Source organism: Stutzerimonas nitrititolerans, assembly GCF_003696285.1.
GTDB lineage: Bacteria > Pseudomonadota > Gammaproteobacteria > Pseudomonadales > Pseudomonadaceae > Stutzerimonas > Stutzerimonas nitrititolerans.
On the sequence record NZ_RFFL01000009.1, the window covers coordinates 179,434 to 194,448 of the forward strand.

The following is a 15,015-nucleotide window of genomic DNA, read 5'->3' on the forward strand; positions in this document are numbered from 1 at the left end:
AGGGGAAGAGCCTTGTGCTCTTCCCCTATTTCGTATCTGAAGAGGGGCTTTTGCAAAAGTGCGCATGAGTGGCGGTTTCGCCAGGATCAGCGCGGTTCTGCAAGAACCTCTGGAGGTTGTACATGGAAAACCTGGATGCACTGGTCTCGCAAGCCCTCGAGGCGGTGCAGCGAAGTGAAGACGCCGCGGCCCTGGACCAGATCCGGGTTCAGTTCCTTGGCAAGAAAGGCGAGTTGACCCAGTTGATGCAGACCCTGGGCAAATTGTCGGCAGAGGAACGTCCAAAGGCGGGGGCGGTGATCAACGCCGCGAAGAATCGTGTGCAGGACGTGCTGAATACTCGCAAGGCCGAGCTGGAGCAGGCTGCGCTGAGCGCCAAGCTGGCAGCCGAGCGCATCGACGTCACTCTTCCAGGGCGTGGTGAGGCTTCCGGCGGACTGCATCCGGTGACCCGCACGCTGGAGCGCATCGAGCAGTTCTTCACCCATATCGGCTACAGCGTCGCCGAGGGGCCTGAAGTCGAGGACGATTACCACAACTTCGAAGCGCTCAATATTCCCGGCCATCATCCGGCCCGGGCGATGCACGATACCTTCTATTTCAACGCCAACATGCTGCTGCGCACCCATACCTCGCCGGTGCAGGTGCGTACCATGGAGTCGAAGCAACCGCCGATCCGCATCGTCTGCCCGGGTCGGGTCTATCGTTGCGACTCGGATATCACCCATTCGCCGATGTTTCATCAGGTCGAAGGGCTGCTCGTCGACGAGGACATCAGCTTCGCCGATCTCAAGGGCACCATCGAGGAGTTCCTGCGGGTGTTCTTCGAAAAGCCCCTGGGCGTGCGCTTCCGGCCTTCGTTCTTCCCTTTCACCGAGCCGTCCGCGGAAGTGGACATGCAGTGCGTGATGTGCAGTGGCAAAGGCTGTCGCGTGTGCAAGCAGACCGGCTGGCTGGAAGTGATGGGCTGCGGCATGGTGCATCCGAACGTGCTGCGCATGTCCGGCATCGATCCCGAGAAGTATTCCGGGTTTGCCTTCGGCATGGGGGCCGAGCGCCTGGCCATGCTGCGTTACGGCGTCAACGACTTACGCCTGTTCTTCGATAACGACCTCAGGTTCCTTGCGCAATTTCGCTAGGCACTCGAAACGGTCAACGAGAATTCTTTAGGAGAGCAGGATGAAATTCAGTGAACAATGGCTGCGCACTTGGGTAAACCCGGATGTTTCGCGCGACGAACTGGTCGCGCGTCTGTCCATGGTCGGCCTCGAAGTGGACGCCGTGACTCCTGTTGCCGGCGAGTTCAGCGGTGTGGTGGTCGGGGAGGTGCTGAGCACCGAGCAGCATCCCGATGCCGACAAGCTGCGCGTTTGCCAGGTCAGTAACGGTGCGGAAACCTTCCAGGTGGTTTGCGGAGCGCCCAACGTGCGTCCTGGCCTGAAGATTCCATTCGCCATGATCGGCGCCAAGCTGCCAGGTGACTTCAAGATCAAGAAGGCCAAGCTGCGCGGCGTCGAATCCAACGGCATGCTGTGCTCGCAAACCGAGCTGCAGGTGGGCGACGACGACAGTGGGCTGATGGAGCTAGCGGCAGATGCGCCTGTCGGTCGGGATTTTCGTGATTATCTGGGACTGGATGACGCGACCATCGAGATCGGCTTGACCCCCAACCGTGGCGATTGCCTGTCGCTGGCGGGGCTGGCCCGTGAAGTCGGTGCCATCTATGGCGCTGACGTTTCTCAGGTGGCAGTCCATACGGTCGCCCCGGCCCACGATGAGACACGTCCGGTGGAAGTGCTGGCGCCCAAGGCCTGCCCGCGTTATCTCGGCCGAGTGATCCGCAACGTCGATCTGTCGCGCCCGACGCCGCTGTGGATGGTCGAACGCCTGCGTCGTTCGGACATCCGCAGTATCGATGCCGCCGTCGATATCACCAACTACGTCATGCTCGAACTGGGCCAGCCGCTGCATGCCTTCGATCTCGCTGAAATCAATGGTGGCATTCGTGTGCGCATGGCCGAAGAGGGCGAGAAGCTGGTCCTGCTGGACGGGCAAAAGGTCAGCCTGCGTGCCGATACGCTGGTCATTGCCGATCACCAGCGTGCCTTGGCCATCGCTGGCGTGATGGGGGGCGAGCACAGTGGCGTCAACAGCGGAACGCGTGATCTGTTTCTGGAGAGCGCCTTCTTCGACACCATTGCCCTGGCCGGCAAGGCCCGCTCCTACGGTTTGCATACCGACGCCTCACATCGTTACGAGCGGGGAGTGGATTCGCAGCTGGCGCGAAAGGCAATGGAGCGAGCGACCGCCCTGTTGCTGGAGATCGTTGGTGGCGAAGCCGGCCCCATCATCGAAGCGGTTAGCGAGGCTTCCCTGCCGAAAGTGGAGCCCATCAGGCTGCGTGCCGAACGCATCGAGCAAATGCTCGGCCTGCAATTGCCGGCGGTCGATGTGGTGCAGATGCTTTCCGCGCTGGGCCTTGGCGTAAGCGATGAGGCGCAAGGGAGCTGGTTGGTGCAGATTCCCAGCCATCGATTCGATATCAGCCTGGAAGTGGACCTTATCGAAGAGCTGGGGCGGCTGTACGGATATGACCGCCTGCCGGTTCGCTATCCACAAGCCCGCCTGGCGCCCGAGGCCCGCCCCGAGGCACGTGCGGAACTGCCAGCGCTGCGCCGGTTGTTGGTCGCCCGTGGCTATCAGGAGGCGATCACCTACAGCTTCATCGATCCCAAGCTGTTCGAGCTGTTCACGCCTGGGCAGGCGCCGTTGCTACTGGCAAATCCCATCTCGGCTGATATGGCGGCGATGCGTACGTCATTGTGGCCGGGGCTCGTCAAGGCGCTGCAATACAACCTCAACCGCCAGCAAACACGTGTGCGTCTGTTCGAAAGCGGGCTGCGTTTCGTGGGTCAGCTCGATGTTCTGAAGCAGGAGAGCATGCTGGCGGGCCTCGTTTGCGGTGGCCGCTTGCCCGAGGGCTGGAGCAACGGGCGCGAGTCGGTGGATTTCTATGATGTGAAGGCGGACGTGGAAGCGCTTCTGGCTTCGGCGGGTGGCGCATCGGCTTACGCCTTCGTGCCTGGCGAACATCCGGCGCTGCATCCGGGGCAGACTGCGCGTATCGAAAAAGACGGTCGGCTGGTCGGTTTCGTTGGCGGGCTGCATCCGGAACTGGCGAAGACGCTGGATATCGATCAGCCGGTGTTCCTCTTCGAGTTGCTGCTCGAGGAGCTGGCGGAAGGGCGGATGCCTGCCTTCAAGGAATTGTCGCGCTTCCCTGAAGTACGCAGGGACCTGGCCGTACTGGTCGATCGCAATATTCCTGCCGAAGCGATCATGCAGTGCATCCGCGAAGCGGCCGGCGAATTCCTCACCGAGCTCAAGCTGTTTGATGTTTATCAGGGCAAAGGTATTGATCCGCTTAGCAAAAGTATGGCAGTAGGCTTGACCTGGCAGCACCCTTCGCGCACCCTGAACGACGATGAGGTGAGCGGTGCACTGCAGCAGATCCTCAGTACTCTGGAAGAAAGGTTCAACGCCACGTTAAGGAAATAGCGTATGGGGGCTCTGACGAAAGCTGAAATGGCCGAACGTCTTCATGAAGAGCTAGGCTTGAATAAGCGTGAAGCCAAGGAGCTGGTCGAGCTGTTTTTCGAGGAAATCCGGCAAGCGCTGGAGCATAACGAGCAGGTCAAGTTGTCCGGTTTCGGCAATTTCGACCTGCGCGACAAGCGCCAGCGCCCCGGGCGCAACCCGAAGACCGGCGAAGAAATCCCGATTACGGCACGGCGCGTCGTGACGTTCCGTCCCGGTCAGAAGCTCAAAGCCAGAGTCGAAGCCTATGCTGGAACCAAGCCATAACGACGAGCTTCCGACGATCCCGGGCAAACGCTACTTCACCATTGGCGAAGTCAGCGAGCTCTGCGCCGTCAAGCCCCATGTGCTGCGCTATTGGGAACAGGAGTTTCCCCAGCTCAGTCCGATCAAACGCCGCGGCAACCGCCGCTATTATCAGCGCCAGGACGTGCTGATGATCCGGCAGATACGGGCTTTGCTGTACGAACAAGGCTTCACCATCGGCGGCGCGCGCCAGCGCCTTTCCGGCGACGAAGCCCGTGACGATACCACTCAGTACAAGCAACTCATCCGCCAGACCATCACCGAGCTCGAAGAGGTGCTGCAGGTCCTTCGAAAATAACTTCAACACCAGCAAAAATGTTTCACATTTCAGTCAGTTAATGTATAGTTCGATCCGCTTTCAGCAGTGCTGATAGCAACAGTCGGGGCGTAGCGCAGCCTGGTAGCGCACTTGCATGGGGTGCAAGGGGTCGAGTGTTCGAATCACTCCGTCCCGACCAAATAACATAACGGGATCAGTAGCTTACGGCTCTGGTCCCGTTTTCGTTTCTGGCCTCGCGCAAAACCTGCGCAAAATGCGCGCAAAACTATCCGGCGATCTCCGCGATATCCAGGTCAGGCGTTGCGTCTGACCAGACAACCTCGGCATGGTCCCGCTGGTAGTTCTTCGTCATTTCCTCACTGGCATGGCCAGCTATCTTCTGACCGTCCTTGCCTGCTTTTTTGTAGAGGTGCAGCGATAGGGCGCGTATCTCGTGGAACCCTGGCTGTTCCTCTTCCTTCCAGTCGGCATAGCAGCCGGCCGCCTCCCGGGCCTCCTTGAACGCCCGCGTCAGATACCGCTCTTCAACTTTCGTCCAGTGCTCTTTCTGCTCGGCCTGCTTTTGCCGCTTGCGCTCCGGCCTGCGGTGAATCAGAAACGGGGAGGGCACGTTGTCCCGGCATCGGCTCAGCACGGCCTGCAGCTGTGGGGTCACCGCGAACCGGATCCATGCCGCGTCGCTGGCTTTCGCCGTCTTCTGCTGCACGACATAGAGGTAGCCGTCGCGCACATCGTCGAATCGCATCGCGAGAATGTCCGTTCTCCGCTGGGCAGTTATCAGCGCTAGGTCAATCGCGTTCTGCAGCCAGGCCGGAGCCTTCGCGCGAATCGCTTTGAGTCCTTCGATCGTGTGCCGCTTGCGTGTCTTCTTCTCGATTCGGCTGATGGTGCTAGCCGCTGGATTATCAGGACACAGCCCCTTCGCCGCGGCGTGGTTGAATATGTCGATCAGCAGCGCCCGCGCCTGGTTGGCCGAGCGAGGCGACAGCCCGTCCAGCATCTCCGCGACCATCCGGATTGTTATCTGGTCAACTGCCTTGCCGTCGAACGCCTTCCGGAACTGACGGAAGCGCACGGCGTAGAGCTCAAGTGTGCCTTTCGCTAGCTCGCGGGGCGGCAGGACTTCGCGCTCATAGTGATCGAGGAACGACGCGAACAGATCAACCTCGACGCCTTGCACCTGGGCAACCAAGTCAGCGCCTTGCATGAAGGTCAGGTTTAGCTGCTTGGCCGCGTCGATTGCCTTGATCCGATCGTCCCCAAACTGGAACCACTTCCCATCCGTCGGGCGCCGATAGCGGTAAGTGCCACGGCGCGCATCCATGTAAAGGTTCTGCGGCAACCCCTTGTTGCCTTTGCTCCGTGGCCTTGGCGCCATTACGCTGCCCCTTTCAATACCATTGCGACCAGATCATTCGAGCCTGACTTGCTGAATGCTGTCCAGTCTACATACCAGAGTTTCCCGATCTGCTCGCCGGGCAGCTGGCCGTTGCGCAGCTGCATACGGATAGCCTGTGGGCACATCGGCGTCCCGTTCTCGCCCCAGCGTCGGCGCTGGAACTCACTGATCTTGATCAGTTCCTTCATGTCTATCTCCTCCCGCATATCGGGTTAGGCGGCTGATACCTGCTCAAACTTGCAGAGCCAGCGGCGGGTTCCGGTAGCACTGTCGTCTTGCCCTTCAGGCTTCACCTGATACGTGGCCGCTGAGTGCTCGGATAGCCCGGTTATGGTTCCGATCTCGTTACGCACATTGCACTGGACGCGAGCACCAACCGGGAATGGCGGCTGAATATCATTTACAGCTACCCATTCCTTTTCAGCCTCACGCAGCGCTGCATCAACCAGCCAATCAACTTCGTCCAGCGCCTCCATGTCGTCGCGCGAGGTATCCCAGTAAGCCCATTTATCAAGTTCCTTGGCCAGCTCGTATCCGTCCATTCCGTGGCGGTAATGCTCGGCGATGGTTGCGGCATCGGCGTCGATCTTGGCGGCCACAACTTCGGCGGCGGCAAGAATCATTTCCTTGGTGACGGTGGGGCGCTTCGGTTGAATCTCAGACATACGAACTCCTTTCCCGCCCGACTCTCGCCGGCAGGTTGTGTGTATGCTGTCGCTACTTGAGCGGAGCAATTAAATGAAGGTTACGAAAAGCCGTTTGGAGTGGCTTGTCATCGGTGCGAGCTATGGGCTGGTGTTGTTGGGTGTGCTTCTGTCTTGGCTAACTCAGGACCCGACTTGGATGAGCCGGGCAGGATCACTGCTAATCGTGCTGGCAATCCTGGTGGCTTCAATCAAGCTTGATGAGGTTCTCGGGGCTCACATCAATAAGTTCAGGCAGCGCAGCTCAGAAGATCAAATGAACGCTATAAGGGACCAACGCGAAGAGTTTCACGGGGAGAAGCTTGGCCCCCAATACGAGGCGGCCCTAAAAGCGCAAGTGGACAAAGCAACGACCGACATATTTGCGACGTACATCCAAAAGCGTGTCGTCCAGATGAAGGCATTTGAGGTCAAGTTGTTGGTTGCCGGAACGCTGATCAATGGCTTCGGCGACAAACTGATGGTTTGGACTTGCCTAGTTCAGTGAGTTGCTCGCTCAACCTCGAACGCGATAGACCCGCACTCGCACGGAGCTGGTACGGGAACAGGGGTAGGGGACGCATACGACTTGCCGCAGCGCATGCAGCGCCAGGCTGTGCTGGTCATGGGCTTGCCGCCTATACGGTCAGGCTCGCCCAGGATGCGGCGTAGGTCGTCTTCGTTCATTCCTTTGGGACAGCAATGGAGACGGACAGACTCAGCGGTTCAGGCCATCCAAGCGGCATCCCATCCTTTCGGATCAAGTGCGGCGGCTGGTCGTCCATCATGCACATCGGCACATCACCAGCGCCGCAGCTCTTGCAGCCGTGCGATATGCCCCGGCAAATCGGGTGCAGGCGCACATGGCCGCTACGGCACTTGTTGTTTGTGCCGTCGTATTCGGAGCATGGGGTAATCTCTCGCATATCACGCCTCCTTCGCAGCCAGGGCGGGCGCTTCGCCATCAATCAGCGCATCTACCGCAGCGTTGATGTTTCCGCCGAAATCATCCAGATCGACGCGCAGCAGGTTGAGCCAGTGCGTGTCGTCGCCCTGGAGGCTGACGTAGCGCCACCGCTCTGCATCCTCCCGCAGCATTTCGACCTTGGCGCGGAGTTGGTCCCGCTCGGACTCTACTCGTGCCCATTTTGACCGCAGCCTATCCCGCTCGGCGGTCACGGCTGACAGGGCGGCGAGGTGATCTGACTGGTGGACGAGCGCGGTGCCATCAGCAGTCCCCATCCGCGCCTTGGGGTCGAAGTCCACGCAAAGAAGCATGTCGTTGTCATAGACAAACGCGGCCACGACCTCCACCCCTTCCGCCTCTGCGGGCTGGGCAGGTCGCATGGAACATGGGCACGTCTCAACGGTGCTGTATTCATAGATCACGCCTTCGCCGTTGCAAAACGGGCACGGCTTCAGTTCATCACTCATGGCTTTCTCCTTGGACTGGAATGGCCGTAACCGTCACATCCCAGCTCTTGCCGTCACCGGTGATAATGAATCCACCGCCGTGATGCTCAGCCTTCTGGAGGAGGCACTTCATGAAGTCGCTGGTCACGTCTTGCCGCGATCCCTCTGTAAGTTGCGTTCCTGCCTTGTTTGTGTGCCCGGCCATGATTCGACCGCCGAGCGCGGTGACCTGCATTCGGATTGGTTTCATCACTCACCTCCTTGGGCGGATAGGGCTGCGTTCAACCTGAGAACCTCAGCCGCATGGTCCGACCATCCGCGGTCGTACTCAGCGCTCACAGAGGCAAGAGCGACAGGCATCACCAGCTCCGGCTGCGGGGCGGTCTGGGCGATGGGGGCTGCGTACAGATCACGTACCGGTATGCCAGCGGCCTCGGTGTTCTTCCGGTGATCCTTAATTCGGTCGCCGCCGTTCCACCACTTTCCGTCCTGATAGAACTGCCAGCTCACCGGCTGCTGCTCGGCCTGCGCGGGGCGGGCGTACAGCTCATAGACGGGCCAGCCTTTGCCACGCCAGCGGTCAGCCACCTCGCGGTCGTATGTGGTAGCGGACTTGTCTGTCAGGTGGTCATCGGTGTACCAGCCGACTGGCTCCCGATCATCCTGCGCCGGGGCTTGCTCTACTGCCGCCTGCCCATCCCTGAACCCCTGCGCTGCGGCTGTGGCCATGTCGACGGCGGTGAAGGTGTCGGTGGGCTCGTCCTGCTGGGATAGGGCGGCACGAATGGCCGCCTCTTCGTCAGGCTCAAGAATAATTCGGCCGCTGCTACCGCGCGGCGTCTTCAGTACGCTCATCAGCAAGCCGCGCAGCCTGGCGTTCTCTTCCATCACATGCTCTGCAATGGCTGGGTGAATTGGCTTGTTCATGGTTCGCTCCTTGTTTAGCGCATACACGTACAGGTGCCGATCAGCTTTCCGCTTGATCGGCAGTAGGTCGGTCTGTTCATTGGTTCGGGTATCGGATACGGTCGGGGGCCGGCATGGGGCCGGAAGGAGGACTGAAATGCCGGTATATAAGGAATTGATCAGGGAGCTTTCTGCGAGCGGATTCACCAGTAGCGGCCAGATAGCTAAGGGGCGCATCTATCGAGCTATTCCAGATGGTCCGTACAGCTGCGAGACGAATGAAACGGTCAGAGGCGTTAAGCGCCCAGCGGCACAATTCGAAACAGAAGAAGAGGCACGCGCCGCGCTGATAGAGTTCTGGGAGGAATGTGAGCAGGCCCTGAAGAAATCAGGCATGCCTAACTGGCAGACGACTTACGGGTAGCGTCTACGCTGCGGCTCTCCCGTACCGATCACGGTGAGCCGCCAGCCATGCACACCGATGGCCGATGCGCGAAATCCCGTAGGGGCACACCGCGTCGGCCGGCGCGTTCCAGCCTTGGCGCCACGCCGGTTCGAATTTCTGCGAGTGCAGGTCGAAGGTCTTCATGCCATCTGCTCCAGTGCCCGGCGGGCGAATGCCGCCAACTCTCGCTTCGGATCGCGGCGGCGCTTGAGTACGGTCGTCGGGTCGTGCCAGCGCTTGCGCTCAATGGGCTTCACTTCGCGGAAGCCTTCGACCTGCTGGATGGGTACGCCTGATTCGGCGACGAGTCGTGAAAGCCAGGCAGCATCTTTCGCCCGGCCCGCTGGGGTTAGGTTGCAAAATGTCATGGTGTGTACCGGGGAGGAGGGCGCGCTGGGCGCCCGGTGGGTCAGTACTGCACGCCGTAGCTGTCGTAGTCGGGCATTGAGTTATCGGGCTGACGTTGCGTCTGCGGCGACTGTTGCGAGCGCTGGTTATGCTGAGGCCGTTGCTGCTGGGTCTGCTGACCGTCTGGCCTGCCGCCGAGCAATTGAAGGGTGCCGCCCATGTCGACCACGATTTCCGTGGTGTAGCGCTTCACCCCATCCTTTTCCCATTCACGCGTCTGCAGACGACCTTCGATGTAGCACTGCGATCCTTTGCGCAGGTATTCGCCCGCTATCTCTGCGACCTTTCCGAAGAACACCACTCGATGCCATTCGGTGCGCTCCTGCTGCTGGCCGGTCTGCTTGTCCTTCCAGCTGTCACTGGTCGCCAAGGTGATGTTCGTCACCGCGTTTCCGTTGGGCGTGTAACGCGTTTCTGGATCACCACCGACGTTTCCGATCAGGATGACTTTATTGATGCCTCTGGCCATGGTGGCTCCTGGGTAGTTGGATCAGGCAGCTATGCCCATGACCCGATTCATCCGCTCTTCGAGCAGTTCGTAGAAGGTGGTGACGCGCTCGCTGATCTTTCGAATCATGGCTTCGTCGCGATAGGCGCGCTTGACGAAGAGGGGCATGCCCGGCCAGTAGGACACGAAGTCGATCCACTCGCGATCCGAAACCCATAGGCCGCCTTGGCACTGCGCGATGTGCTCCTTCGGGATCTCGTCGGCCAGGATCACGCCGACCTGAAACTTCGGAAGCTTGGTCTTTATCTCGGTGAGGCCGTTGGCGCCGACCAGCGAGTCCGGCGAGTAGCCGATGCCGTGATTTAGGATGATGGCCACCTGTTCCGTGGCGACCTCTTCGCGCGACTCGTACAGGCCGCGGGCAACGGCTTCCAGCTCATGCCCGCGCTCGGTGTGGCGGTTACCGCTGAACGGGTCTGCGGCCTCGCCAGTGATCCGCTCGCCGATCAGCGTGTCCATGTAGGTGAAGGCGCCGGCACCGAATCCGGCTTGCCCTTTCCCGTTGACCAGCAGGCAGTCCAGTTCGGAGCAGGTCACGATTCCAAGGCGCAGAGCCAGCCAATCGGCCGACCCTTGCTCAACGTCACGAATGATTTGCACTGGACGCCTCCTTGGCCTTGGCCGCTGACTTCGTGAGGGCCGCGAGCACATGGTCGAACATGGCCTTTTCGACAGATGCCGGCGTGCCGTGGAGCGCTGCGAACGACTCCTTGGCCTTGTCGCTGCATTGCTCCAGTAGCATGGCCAGCTGTGCGGCCTGCACCGAGGTAACGCGCGCCGTTACGACCGCGCCGTTACCGTCGTCGTCTTCGCCGGTAGTGGTGAAGTTCAGCAGGGCTCCAGCCGTGTAGCGCTTGCCGTAGCTGACACTGGACGCCACCGCCTGGACGCCGTTCTTGTTGCCGCTTACGTCGGCGGGCAACAACAGCGATGTGGTTTCCCGGTGGCCTGCCCTATGGCTCAGCACACCCTCAACCTCGATACCTTTGTCGTTGCGCGGCGTGCGAAAAGTGATCGCGAAGCCGTGTCGAGCCAGAACCGGCTTGATGACCTCATTGATGTCTTCCCAAAGCGCGTAGGTGCTTTGGATGCGGCCGTTCTTGTCCTTGATGCCGCCGCGCTCACCGATGACGGGCAGCTCTTCCTGCATCTGAGCCAGCGCCTCGTCGTACTGCTGCTTTGCCTGCTGAGCCTGGAAGCGCTCGTGCATCGCCATCAACCGCTCCATCTTGTCGATGTCCGCGTTCGGGCTCATGGCGACTTGCTGGATGATCTGCAGGATGGTGGCCGACTCGCCGGCCTTCGTTACGGCAGTGTTCTCCTGCCGCTGGGCAATTGCTGTGTTCATGGCTGCCTCAGTAGGTAATCGACACGCTGGGCACTTCGCCCTTGCGGATCATGTTGATGATGGCCTTGGCCTGTTCTTCGGTGACGCCAGCCGCCATGAATGCCTCTTTGATGGAGGTCAGCACTGCAGTCTTGTGCGCAATGTCCGCCTCGCGGGCCTTGGCCTCGGCTTCTTGGCGGGCCTGCTCGTCGGCCTGGCGCTGGCGTTCGGCTGCTGCTGCGCGCTCGGCGCGTTCGGCGGCGTCACGCTCTGCCTGCTCGGCCCGGCGCTGGGCTTCCAGCTTCTCGCGCTCTGCTTGTTCGGCCTGCAGCTTCAGTTCCAGCTCGCGGCGTTCTGCTGCGGCCTTGGCGTCTGCTTCACGCTTGGCTGCTGCGTCACGCTCGGCCTGTGCGCGCTGCTCTGCTTCGCGCTGGGCTTGCTCGGCGGCTTCCCGGGCGATGCGCTCCTCGCGCTCCTTCTGCTCGCGCTGGGCGGCCTCGGCGCGGAGGCGTTCGAGTTCGGCCTGTTCGGCTTCGTACCTCTCCCGCGCGACAAGCGCTTCGCGTAGTGCGGCCAGGGCCTTGTCCTTCGCTCGCAGCGCCTCGGACTCGAATTCCTCCCAGCTCTCATCGATGGCCATGGTCTCCAGCCACTCGATGTTCTGGCACAGTTCGGACGAGTCCAGGTCGCGGCACTCCAGCCGCAGATTGATCTGGTCGATGGCACCCTGGTGCTTTGCCTTGCGAGCTTCTTCTGCCGCCTCCCACTCAGTCAGCGGCGCCCGCACCTCATCGCGCAGCTTGTCCATCTCCTGCACGAACTCGCGCAGCTCGGCCTCGATAGCCTTTGGCATCTCCTTGATGCGGCGCAGGTAGTCGCGACCAGGCTTCTCGACCGCCGTCTTGCTGCGGCTGACCTGGGCGGCGAGCGACGCGATCCGCTCGCGGCCCTTGCGGGTGGTCAGATCAGGCACTTCATTGGCCGCCTGTTCGCGAGCCAGGGCGACGTAGGCCGTCAGCTTGTTGTGGCCGTAGATGACGGGGGCTTTGTCCGCGCTGATATCTTCCAGGGCGATCAGTTGGGTTTCCGTGGACATAGAGAATCCTTGCCGCGCCAAGCGCAGCGGTATGAGCAGCGGTATGAATTGAAAGGAATGGATCAGGCGAACAGGCGTTCAACCATCCACATTGCTGCGATAGAGAGGCCGAACAGGGCAAGGGCGCCGAATGCGAGCATGGCGAGCCAGGCGGCGGCGAAGGAGTGGCGGTCAGATTCAACGCCCATGCATCACCTCCAGCTGCTGTGCCCTAACCAGCGCCGCCCGATGGCTGACGCAGAAACCCGCTGTTTTGCCGGTAACCCTGTCGTGGATGTGCCACATGTTCCCGACGTTGCAGGCTTGAAAGCGGGTTATGATTTCTTCGAGTTGCTCATCGATGAGCGATTTGACGGGGGAGGTGGTCATGGCTGCTCTCCTTGCAGGGCGGCGTCGATGGCGGCGTCAATGTCGTCTGCCTCCCATTCGTCATCTTCGAACTTGTTGTGCGCCGGCTCTGGCAGGTTGAATGTGATCCGGTAACCGACGAAGTTGTCTCCGTCGCAATCAGTGCCGAGAGAGACGTCTGCATGTGAGAATCCGCGATCCCGCAGCCACCGATATCGCTCGGCATCCTTCTTCAGCGCATCCCGCTCAGCGAGAAGGGCTTCGATAGCTGCGTCGTGGTCGGATGCCAGAACGACTACGGCTGACGGCCCCCATCCAGTTATCTGCGAAATGCCTTCCGGATGAATCGTGTACCGCTTCACTTCCTTGCTCATGCCGCTTTCTCCTGCTCTGCCAGCCGCCGCGCGGCCTCCTGCTCAACGAACTCCGGCTGACGCTTGCCAATCATCCAGGCAACGTCCTGTAGCGCATCGGCCAGCAGAGGGTTTGTCTTGGCGATATCACCCCTCAGGCGCTCCCAGTTTGCGGTCAGGCTCAGCTGGAGAATCATCGCGGCGGTCAGCTTGAATGCCATCGCTGCGTCGAGGTGCTGGACGCAGTGCTCGGCGCAGGCGTCGATAACTGCCTGCTCGCCACTGTCGATCTGCTCCACGATGGCTTCCTCGATCAGCTCTTTCGGGCCGATGCTGTCTGGCGGCGTGGCGTTGTCCCTCGCGAATTGCCCAGCCGAAAAGGCGCGGGCGTTGCGTAACGCTGCGTTCATGGGGATTCCTCGCTATGGGTGCTGGTTGACGCGCTTGAACTCGACGACCCAGACCCAGGGGTTTGAATCAAAGTCGCCGCCGGTCTGACGCCAGAGCTGGGCGAATGCTGCCTCTGGATTGATGAAAGCCGGGCCGCCTTCGTCCGTGGCGAACCACATGCGATGGTCGCGGTGAATGCCTTCGGCTGCCGCCTGCTCATAAGTGATGGCCTGCAGGCGCTCGACGCGCACGTCGGTGATTTCGAGCTGGATCCGCGAAGCCCAGCGGGGCATGTGGATGCTGGGCTTCCAACGGCACTGCATGTCGCCGTCCGGATCAACGAATTCGCACGAATCACCGCTCGCGCGATAAGCGCAATGCGCCGGGTTCTGGTAGCGCGACATGTCCTTCCACCAGCCCGGGTCGGCACGCATCTCGTCATCGCTTAAAAGCGGACCTTGCCACGTCTCGCGCACCCATAGCCGGTCACCTGGCTGGCCGAACGGGCAGCATTTACCGGATTTCTCCAGCAGGCGCATAAGCACGGCCGGGTCGCCTGACCACGGCTCGATGCTGCTATCAGTAACCATCTGCGGGGCGGGCTTGATCGCGCGCCGCGTCACGGTCTTGCGACCTTCGAGGATGGCGCGAACCATCGCGCCGTTGAACAGAATCGGACGCTCTTTTTGCTCAGACATAAGCTCTCCATGCCGCGTCCAGCGCAGCGTTTCGATTGAGTAGTGAATGGCACCCACTGCAAAGCCCCCGTCCTGTATCGCAGGACCAGTGAGGTACAAGGGGAGGCTTTGCGGTGAGTGCTGGGGTAGGAAGGCCGCTATCGGCGGCAAGTCGGCCATCCCAACGGGTAAAGCTGTGGGTAATCCCGTAGATGGCTGCCGGGGTTTTACGCAATCAGGGCACTGTCCGGCTGATCCCTGTCGCAGATACCCGTTTCCGGTCCGCTGCGCTCGGATGTGATGCGCTATTTGGTGCGGGCTGCAAGCATGGCGTCGGCCTGGCGATACGCCCATTCGGCAACTTCCTGAATCGACGAATCATTAGGCAGAGGGTTTGCCGTCCACCCCTGCATCGCCTTCGCTGCGAAATAATCGCGAAGATCCATGCCGGAACTGGGAAGCGTTCTCCGTATCTCATTGCCCGAAATAAACTTGTTTCCGCCTTCGCATGGAAAGGCCGGACCGCCAGTTTCACTCGCCATCTATCTCATCCTCTTATGTGCTGATGGGTGCCCATGGGGCGGTTATGCAGCCAGCTGGGCTTCTTCCAGCCGCTGAATCCGCACAACGGTCTGCGCCCTGGGCGCATCAGGCCGGCGAACCGGGCGCATCTGTTGGATGTTCCCGCCGCCTACCAGCAGGGCGAGCACAAGCGGGGCGATGATTCCGCGCCGCACGGCCTCAAGGCACAGGCCGCGAATGGTCCGCTGCATCCCCAGCTTGAAGCGCGCGGTGTCGAGCTGCTTTTTGATCGTCGAAGGGCTGCAATCCATGCGGCGCGCAATTTCTTTCGCCGTCATGTCCTTCGCCGCGTAGATC

Annotated in this window: 25 protein-coding genes and 1 tRNA gene; 7 read left to right on the forward strand and 19 right to left on the reverse strand. The window is 60.8% G+C overall.

Going from position 1 to position 15,015, the window contains the following annotated elements; genetic code table 11:
• The first annotated feature begins 122 nt into the window (after positions 1-122).
• The 5 genes from pheS (at position 123) to EA795_RS13235 (ending at position 4,361) form a co-directional block, all read left to right on the forward strand.
• The gene (pheS, locus tag EA795_RS13215; protein WP_058075984.1) at positions 123-1,139 is read left to right on the forward strand and encodes a phenylalanine--tRNA ligase subunit alpha; all 1,017 of its coding nucleotides are present in this window, start codon (positions 123-125) and stop codon (positions 1,137-1,139) included.
• Between the two features lie 40 nt (positions 1,140-1,179).
• Positions 1,180-3,558: a phenylalanine--tRNA ligase subunit beta gene (pheT, locus tag EA795_RS13220; protein ID WP_122077766.1), complete on the forward strand. Its 2,379-nt coding sequence runs from the start codon at positions 1,180-1,182 to the stop codon at positions 3,556-3,558.
• A gap of 3 nt (positions 3,559-3,561) precedes the next feature.
• Complete coding sequence (gene ihfA, locus EA795_RS13225) at positions 3,562-3,864, forward strand: integration host factor subunit alpha (RefSeq protein WP_014852595.1); 303 nt, start codon at positions 3,562-3,564, stop codon at positions 3,862-3,864.
• Complete coding sequence (locus EA795_RS13230) at positions 3,845-4,201, forward strand: MerR family transcriptional regulator (RefSeq protein ID WP_058075981.1); 357 nt, start codon at positions 3,845-3,847, stop codon at positions 4,199-4,201. The genes ihfA and EA795_RS13230 overlap by 20 nt, the downstream gene beginning before the upstream one ends.
• 83 nt (positions 4,202-4,284) lie before the next feature.
• A tRNA-Pro gene (locus EA795_RS13235) sits at positions 4,285-4,361 on the forward strand.
• An 87-nt stretch (positions 4,362-4,448) separates the two neighbouring features.
• Here the strand turns inward: EA795_RS13235 and EA795_RS13240 are convergent.
• The 3 genes from EA795_RS13240 to EA795_RS13250 are packed head-to-tail and all read right to left on the reverse strand — an operon-like array spanning position 4,449 to position 6,247.
• Complete coding sequence (locus tag EA795_RS13240; protein ID WP_122077768.1) at positions 4,449-5,561, reverse strand: tyrosine-type recombinase/integrase; 1,113 nt, start codon at positions 5,559-5,561, stop codon at positions 4,449-4,451.
• Complete coding sequence (locus EA795_RS13245) at positions 5,561-5,770, reverse strand: hypothetical protein (RefSeq protein WP_122077770.1); 210 nt, start codon at positions 5,768-5,770, stop codon at positions 5,561-5,563. The genes EA795_RS13240 and EA795_RS13245 overlap by 1 nt, the downstream gene beginning before the upstream one ends.
• A 24-nt stretch (positions 5,771-5,794) precedes the next feature.
• Positions 5,795-6,247: a hypothetical protein gene (locus EA795_RS13250; protein ID WP_122077772.1), complete on the reverse strand. Its 453-nt coding sequence runs from the start codon at positions 6,245-6,247 to the stop codon at positions 5,795-5,797.
• A 73-nt stretch (positions 6,248-6,320) separates the two neighbouring features.
• On the opposite strand from EA795_RS13250, the gene EA795_RS13255 reads away from it, so the two are divergent.
• The gene (locus EA795_RS13255) at positions 6,321-6,773 is read left to right on the forward strand and encodes a hypothetical protein (RefSeq protein ID WP_122077774.1); all 453 of its coding nucleotides are present in this window, start codon (positions 6,321-6,323) and stop codon (positions 6,771-6,773) included.
• A gap of 419 nt (positions 6,774-7,192) precedes the next feature.
• Here the strand turns inward: EA795_RS13255 and EA795_RS13265 are convergent, their stop codons facing one another.
• The 3 genes from EA795_RS13265 to EA795_RS13275 are packed head-to-tail and all read right to left on the reverse strand — an operon-like array spanning position 7,193 to position 8,605.
• Entirely contained in the window at positions 7,193-7,699 is a 507-nt protein-coding gene (locus tag EA795_RS13265; RefSeq protein ID WP_122077778.1) for a hypothetical protein, read from the reverse strand.
• Positions 7,692-7,928, reverse strand: coding sequence for a DUF7446 family protein (locus EA795_RS13270; protein WP_122077780.1), 237 nt, complete (start codon positions 7,926-7,928; stop codon positions 7,692-7,694). The genes EA795_RS13265 and EA795_RS13270 overlap by 8 nt, the downstream gene beginning before the upstream one ends.
• Positions 7,928-8,605: a hypothetical protein gene (locus EA795_RS13275; RefSeq protein WP_122077781.1), complete on the reverse strand. Its 678-nt coding sequence runs from the start codon at positions 8,603-8,605 to the stop codon at positions 7,928-7,930. The genes EA795_RS13270 and EA795_RS13275 overlap by 1 nt, the downstream gene beginning before the upstream one ends.
• 136 nt (positions 8,606-8,741) lie before the next feature.
• On the opposite strand from EA795_RS13275, the gene EA795_RS13280 reads away from it, so the two are divergent.
• A complete protein-coding gene (locus EA795_RS13280; RefSeq protein ID WP_122077783.1) occupies positions 8,742-9,008 on the forward strand; it encodes a hypothetical protein in 267 nt (88 codons plus the stop codon).
• A gap of 3 nt (positions 9,009-9,011) precedes the next feature.
• Here the strand turns inward: EA795_RS13280 and EA795_RS21050 are convergent, their stop codons facing one another.
• The 13 genes from EA795_RS21050 to EA795_RS13330 all read right to left on the reverse strand — a co-directional run.
• Positions 9,012-9,173: a hypothetical protein gene (locus EA795_RS21050; protein ID WP_158601308.1), complete on the reverse strand. Its 162-nt coding sequence runs from the start codon at positions 9,171-9,173 to the stop codon at positions 9,012-9,014.
• Positions 9,170-9,397: a hypothetical protein gene (locus tag EA795_RS20920; RefSeq protein ID WP_147456302.1), complete on the reverse strand. Its 228-nt coding sequence runs from the start codon at positions 9,395-9,397 to the stop codon at positions 9,170-9,172. The genes EA795_RS21050 and EA795_RS20920 overlap by 4 nt, the downstream gene beginning before the upstream one ends.
• A gap of 41 nt (positions 9,398-9,438) precedes the next feature.
• Positions 9,439-9,906: a single-stranded DNA-binding protein gene (gene ssb / locus EA795_RS13285; protein ID WP_122077785.1), complete on the reverse strand. Its 468-nt coding sequence runs from the start codon at positions 9,904-9,906 to the stop codon at positions 9,439-9,441.
• Positions 9,907-9,927: 21 nt separating this feature from the next.
• Positions 9,928-10,545, reverse strand: a complete 618-nt coding sequence (locus tag EA795_RS13290; protein ID WP_122077787.1) for a lambda exonuclease family protein — start codon at positions 10,543-10,545, stop codon at positions 9,928-9,930.
• Positions 10,529-11,293 carry an ERF family protein gene (locus EA795_RS13295; RefSeq protein ID WP_122077789.1) on the reverse strand — a complete coding sequence of 255 codons (765 nt, stop codon included), beginning with the start codon at positions 11,291-11,293 and terminating at the stop codon, positions 10,529-10,531. Before EA795_RS13295 ends, EA795_RS13290 begins: the two co-directional genes overlap by 17 nt.
• A 7-nt stretch (positions 11,294-11,300) precedes the next feature.
• Positions 11,301-12,368 (reverse strand): hypothetical protein, encoded by a 1,068-nt coding sequence (locus EA795_RS13300; RefSeq protein WP_122077791.1) that lies wholly within the window; start codon positions 12,366-12,368, stop codon positions 11,301-11,303.
• A gap of 62 nt (positions 12,369-12,430) precedes the next feature.
• Positions 12,431-12,556, reverse strand: a complete 126-nt coding sequence (locus tag EA795_RS21510) for a hypothetical protein (protein WP_262924184.1) — start codon at positions 12,554-12,556, stop codon at positions 12,431-12,433.
• Entirely contained in the window at positions 12,546-12,737 is a 192-nt protein-coding gene (locus EA795_RS13305) for a hypothetical protein (RefSeq protein WP_122077793.1), read from the reverse strand. The genes EA795_RS21510 and EA795_RS13305 overlap by 11 nt, the downstream gene beginning before the upstream one ends.
• Positions 12,734-13,090 carry a hypothetical protein gene (locus EA795_RS13310; RefSeq protein ID WP_122077795.1) on the reverse strand — a complete coding sequence of 119 codons (357 nt, stop codon included), beginning with the start codon at positions 13,088-13,090 and terminating at the stop codon, positions 12,734-12,736. The genes EA795_RS13305 and EA795_RS13310 overlap by 4 nt, the downstream gene beginning before the upstream one ends.
• Complete coding sequence (locus EA795_RS13315) at positions 13,087-13,479, reverse strand: hypothetical protein (protein ID WP_122077797.1); 393 nt, start codon at positions 13,477-13,479, stop codon at positions 13,087-13,089. The genes EA795_RS13310 and EA795_RS13315 overlap by 4 nt, the downstream gene beginning before the upstream one ends.
• 12 nt (positions 13,480-13,491) lie before the next feature.
• A complete protein-coding gene (locus EA795_RS13320; RefSeq protein ID WP_122077799.1) occupies positions 13,492-14,157 on the reverse strand; it encodes an ASCH domain-containing protein in 666 nt (221 codons plus the stop codon).
• Positions 14,158-14,441: 284 nt separating this feature from the next.
• Positions 14,442-14,678, reverse strand: coding sequence for a hypothetical protein (locus EA795_RS13325; RefSeq protein WP_122077801.1), 237 nt, complete (start codon positions 14,676-14,678; stop codon positions 14,442-14,444).
• A gap of 42 nt (positions 14,679-14,720) precedes the next feature.
• Positions 14,721-15,015: helix-turn-helix domain-containing protein (locus EA795_RS13330; protein ID WP_122077803.1), on the reverse strand; the 295-nt coding region annotated here is incomplete at its 5' end.

Bases quoted from the DNA above. Each gene is read 5' to 3' on its own strand.
- pheT (WP_122077766.1), top strand. From the start codon at position 1,180: ATGAAATTCAGTGAACAATGGCTGCGCACTTGGGTAAACCCGGATGTT.
- ihfA (WP_014852595.1), top strand. From the start codon at position 3,562: ATGGGGGCTCTGACGAAAGCTGAAATGGCCGAACGTCTTCATGAAGAG.
- pheS (WP_058075984.1), top strand. From the start codon at position 123: ATGGAAAACCTGGATGCACTGGTCTCGCAAGCCCTCGAGGCGGTGCAG.
- EA795_RS13295 (WP_122077789.1), bottom strand. From the start codon at position 11,293: ATGAACACAGCAATTGCCCAGCGGCAGGAGAACACTGCCGTAACGAAG.
- EA795_RS13310 (WP_122077795.1), bottom strand. From the start codon at position 13,090: ATGAGCAAGGAAGTGAAGCGGTACACGATTCATCCGGAAGGCATTTCG.
- EA795_RS13245 (WP_122077770.1), bottom strand. From the start codon at position 5,770: ATGAAGGAACTGATCAAGATCAGTGAGTTCCAGCGCCGACGCTGGGGC.
- EA795_RS13275 (WP_122077781.1), bottom strand. From the start codon at position 8,605: ATGAACAAGCCAATTCACCCAGCCATTGCAGAGCATGTGATGGAAGAG.
- EA795_RS21510 (WP_262924184.1), bottom strand. From the start codon at position 12,556: ATGGGCGTTGAATCTGACCGCCACTCCTTCGCCGCCGCCTGGCTCGCC.
- EA795_RS13270 (WP_122077780.1), bottom strand. From the start codon at position 7,928: ATGAAACCAATCCGAATGCAGGTCACCGCGCTCGGCGGTCGAATCATG.
- EA795_RS20920 (WP_147456302.1), bottom strand. From the start codon at position 9,397: ATGACATTTTGCAACCTAACCCCAGCGGGCCGGGCGAAAGATGCTGCC.
- EA795_RS13320 (WP_122077799.1), bottom strand. From the start codon at position 14,157: ATGTCTGAGCAAAAAGAGCGTCCGATTCTGTTCAACGGCGCGATGGTT.
- EA795_RS13255 (WP_122077774.1), top strand. From the start codon at position 6,321: ATGAAGGTTACGAAAAGCCGTTTGGAGTGGCTTGTCATCGGTGCGAGC.
- ssb (WP_122077785.1), bottom strand. From the start codon at position 9,906: ATGGCCAGAGGCATCAATAAAGTCATCCTGATCGGAAACGTCGGTGGT.
- EA795_RS13230 (WP_058075981.1), top strand. From the start codon at position 3,845: ATGCTGGAACCAAGCCATAACGACGAGCTTCCGACGATCCCGGGCAAA.
- EA795_RS13315 (WP_122077797.1), bottom strand. From the start codon at position 13,479: ATGAACGCAGCGTTACGCAACGCCCGCGCCTTTTCGGCTGGGCAATTC.
- EA795_RS13280 (WP_122077783.1), top strand. From the start codon at position 8,742: ATGCCGGTATATAAGGAATTGATCAGGGAGCTTTCTGCGAGCGGATTC.
- EA795_RS13305 (WP_122077793.1), bottom strand. From the start codon at position 12,737: ATGACCACCTCCCCCGTCAAATCGCTCATCGATGAGCAACTCGAAGAA.
- EA795_RS21050 (WP_158601308.1), bottom strand. From the start codon at position 9,173: ATGAAGACCTTCGACCTGCACTCGCAGAAATTCGAACCGGCGTGGCGC.
- EA795_RS13325 (WP_122077801.1), bottom strand. From the start codon at position 14,678: ATGGCGAGTGAAACTGGCGGTCCGGCCTTTCCATGCGAAGGCGGAAAC.
- EA795_RS13265 (WP_122077778.1), bottom strand. From the start codon at position 7,699: ATGAGTGATGAACTGAAGCCGTGCCCGTTTTGCAACGGCGAAGGCGTG.
- EA795_RS13300 (WP_122077791.1), bottom strand. From the start codon at position 12,368: ATGTCCACGGAAACCCAACTGATCGCCCTGGAAGATATCAGCGCGGAC.
- EA795_RS13240 (WP_122077768.1), bottom strand. From the start codon at position 5,561: ATGGCGCCAAGGCCACGGAGCAAAGGCAACAAGGGGTTGCCGCAGAAC.
- EA795_RS13250 (WP_122077772.1), bottom strand. From the start codon at position 6,247: ATGTCTGAGATTCAACCGAAGCGCCCCACCGTCACCAAGGAAATGATT.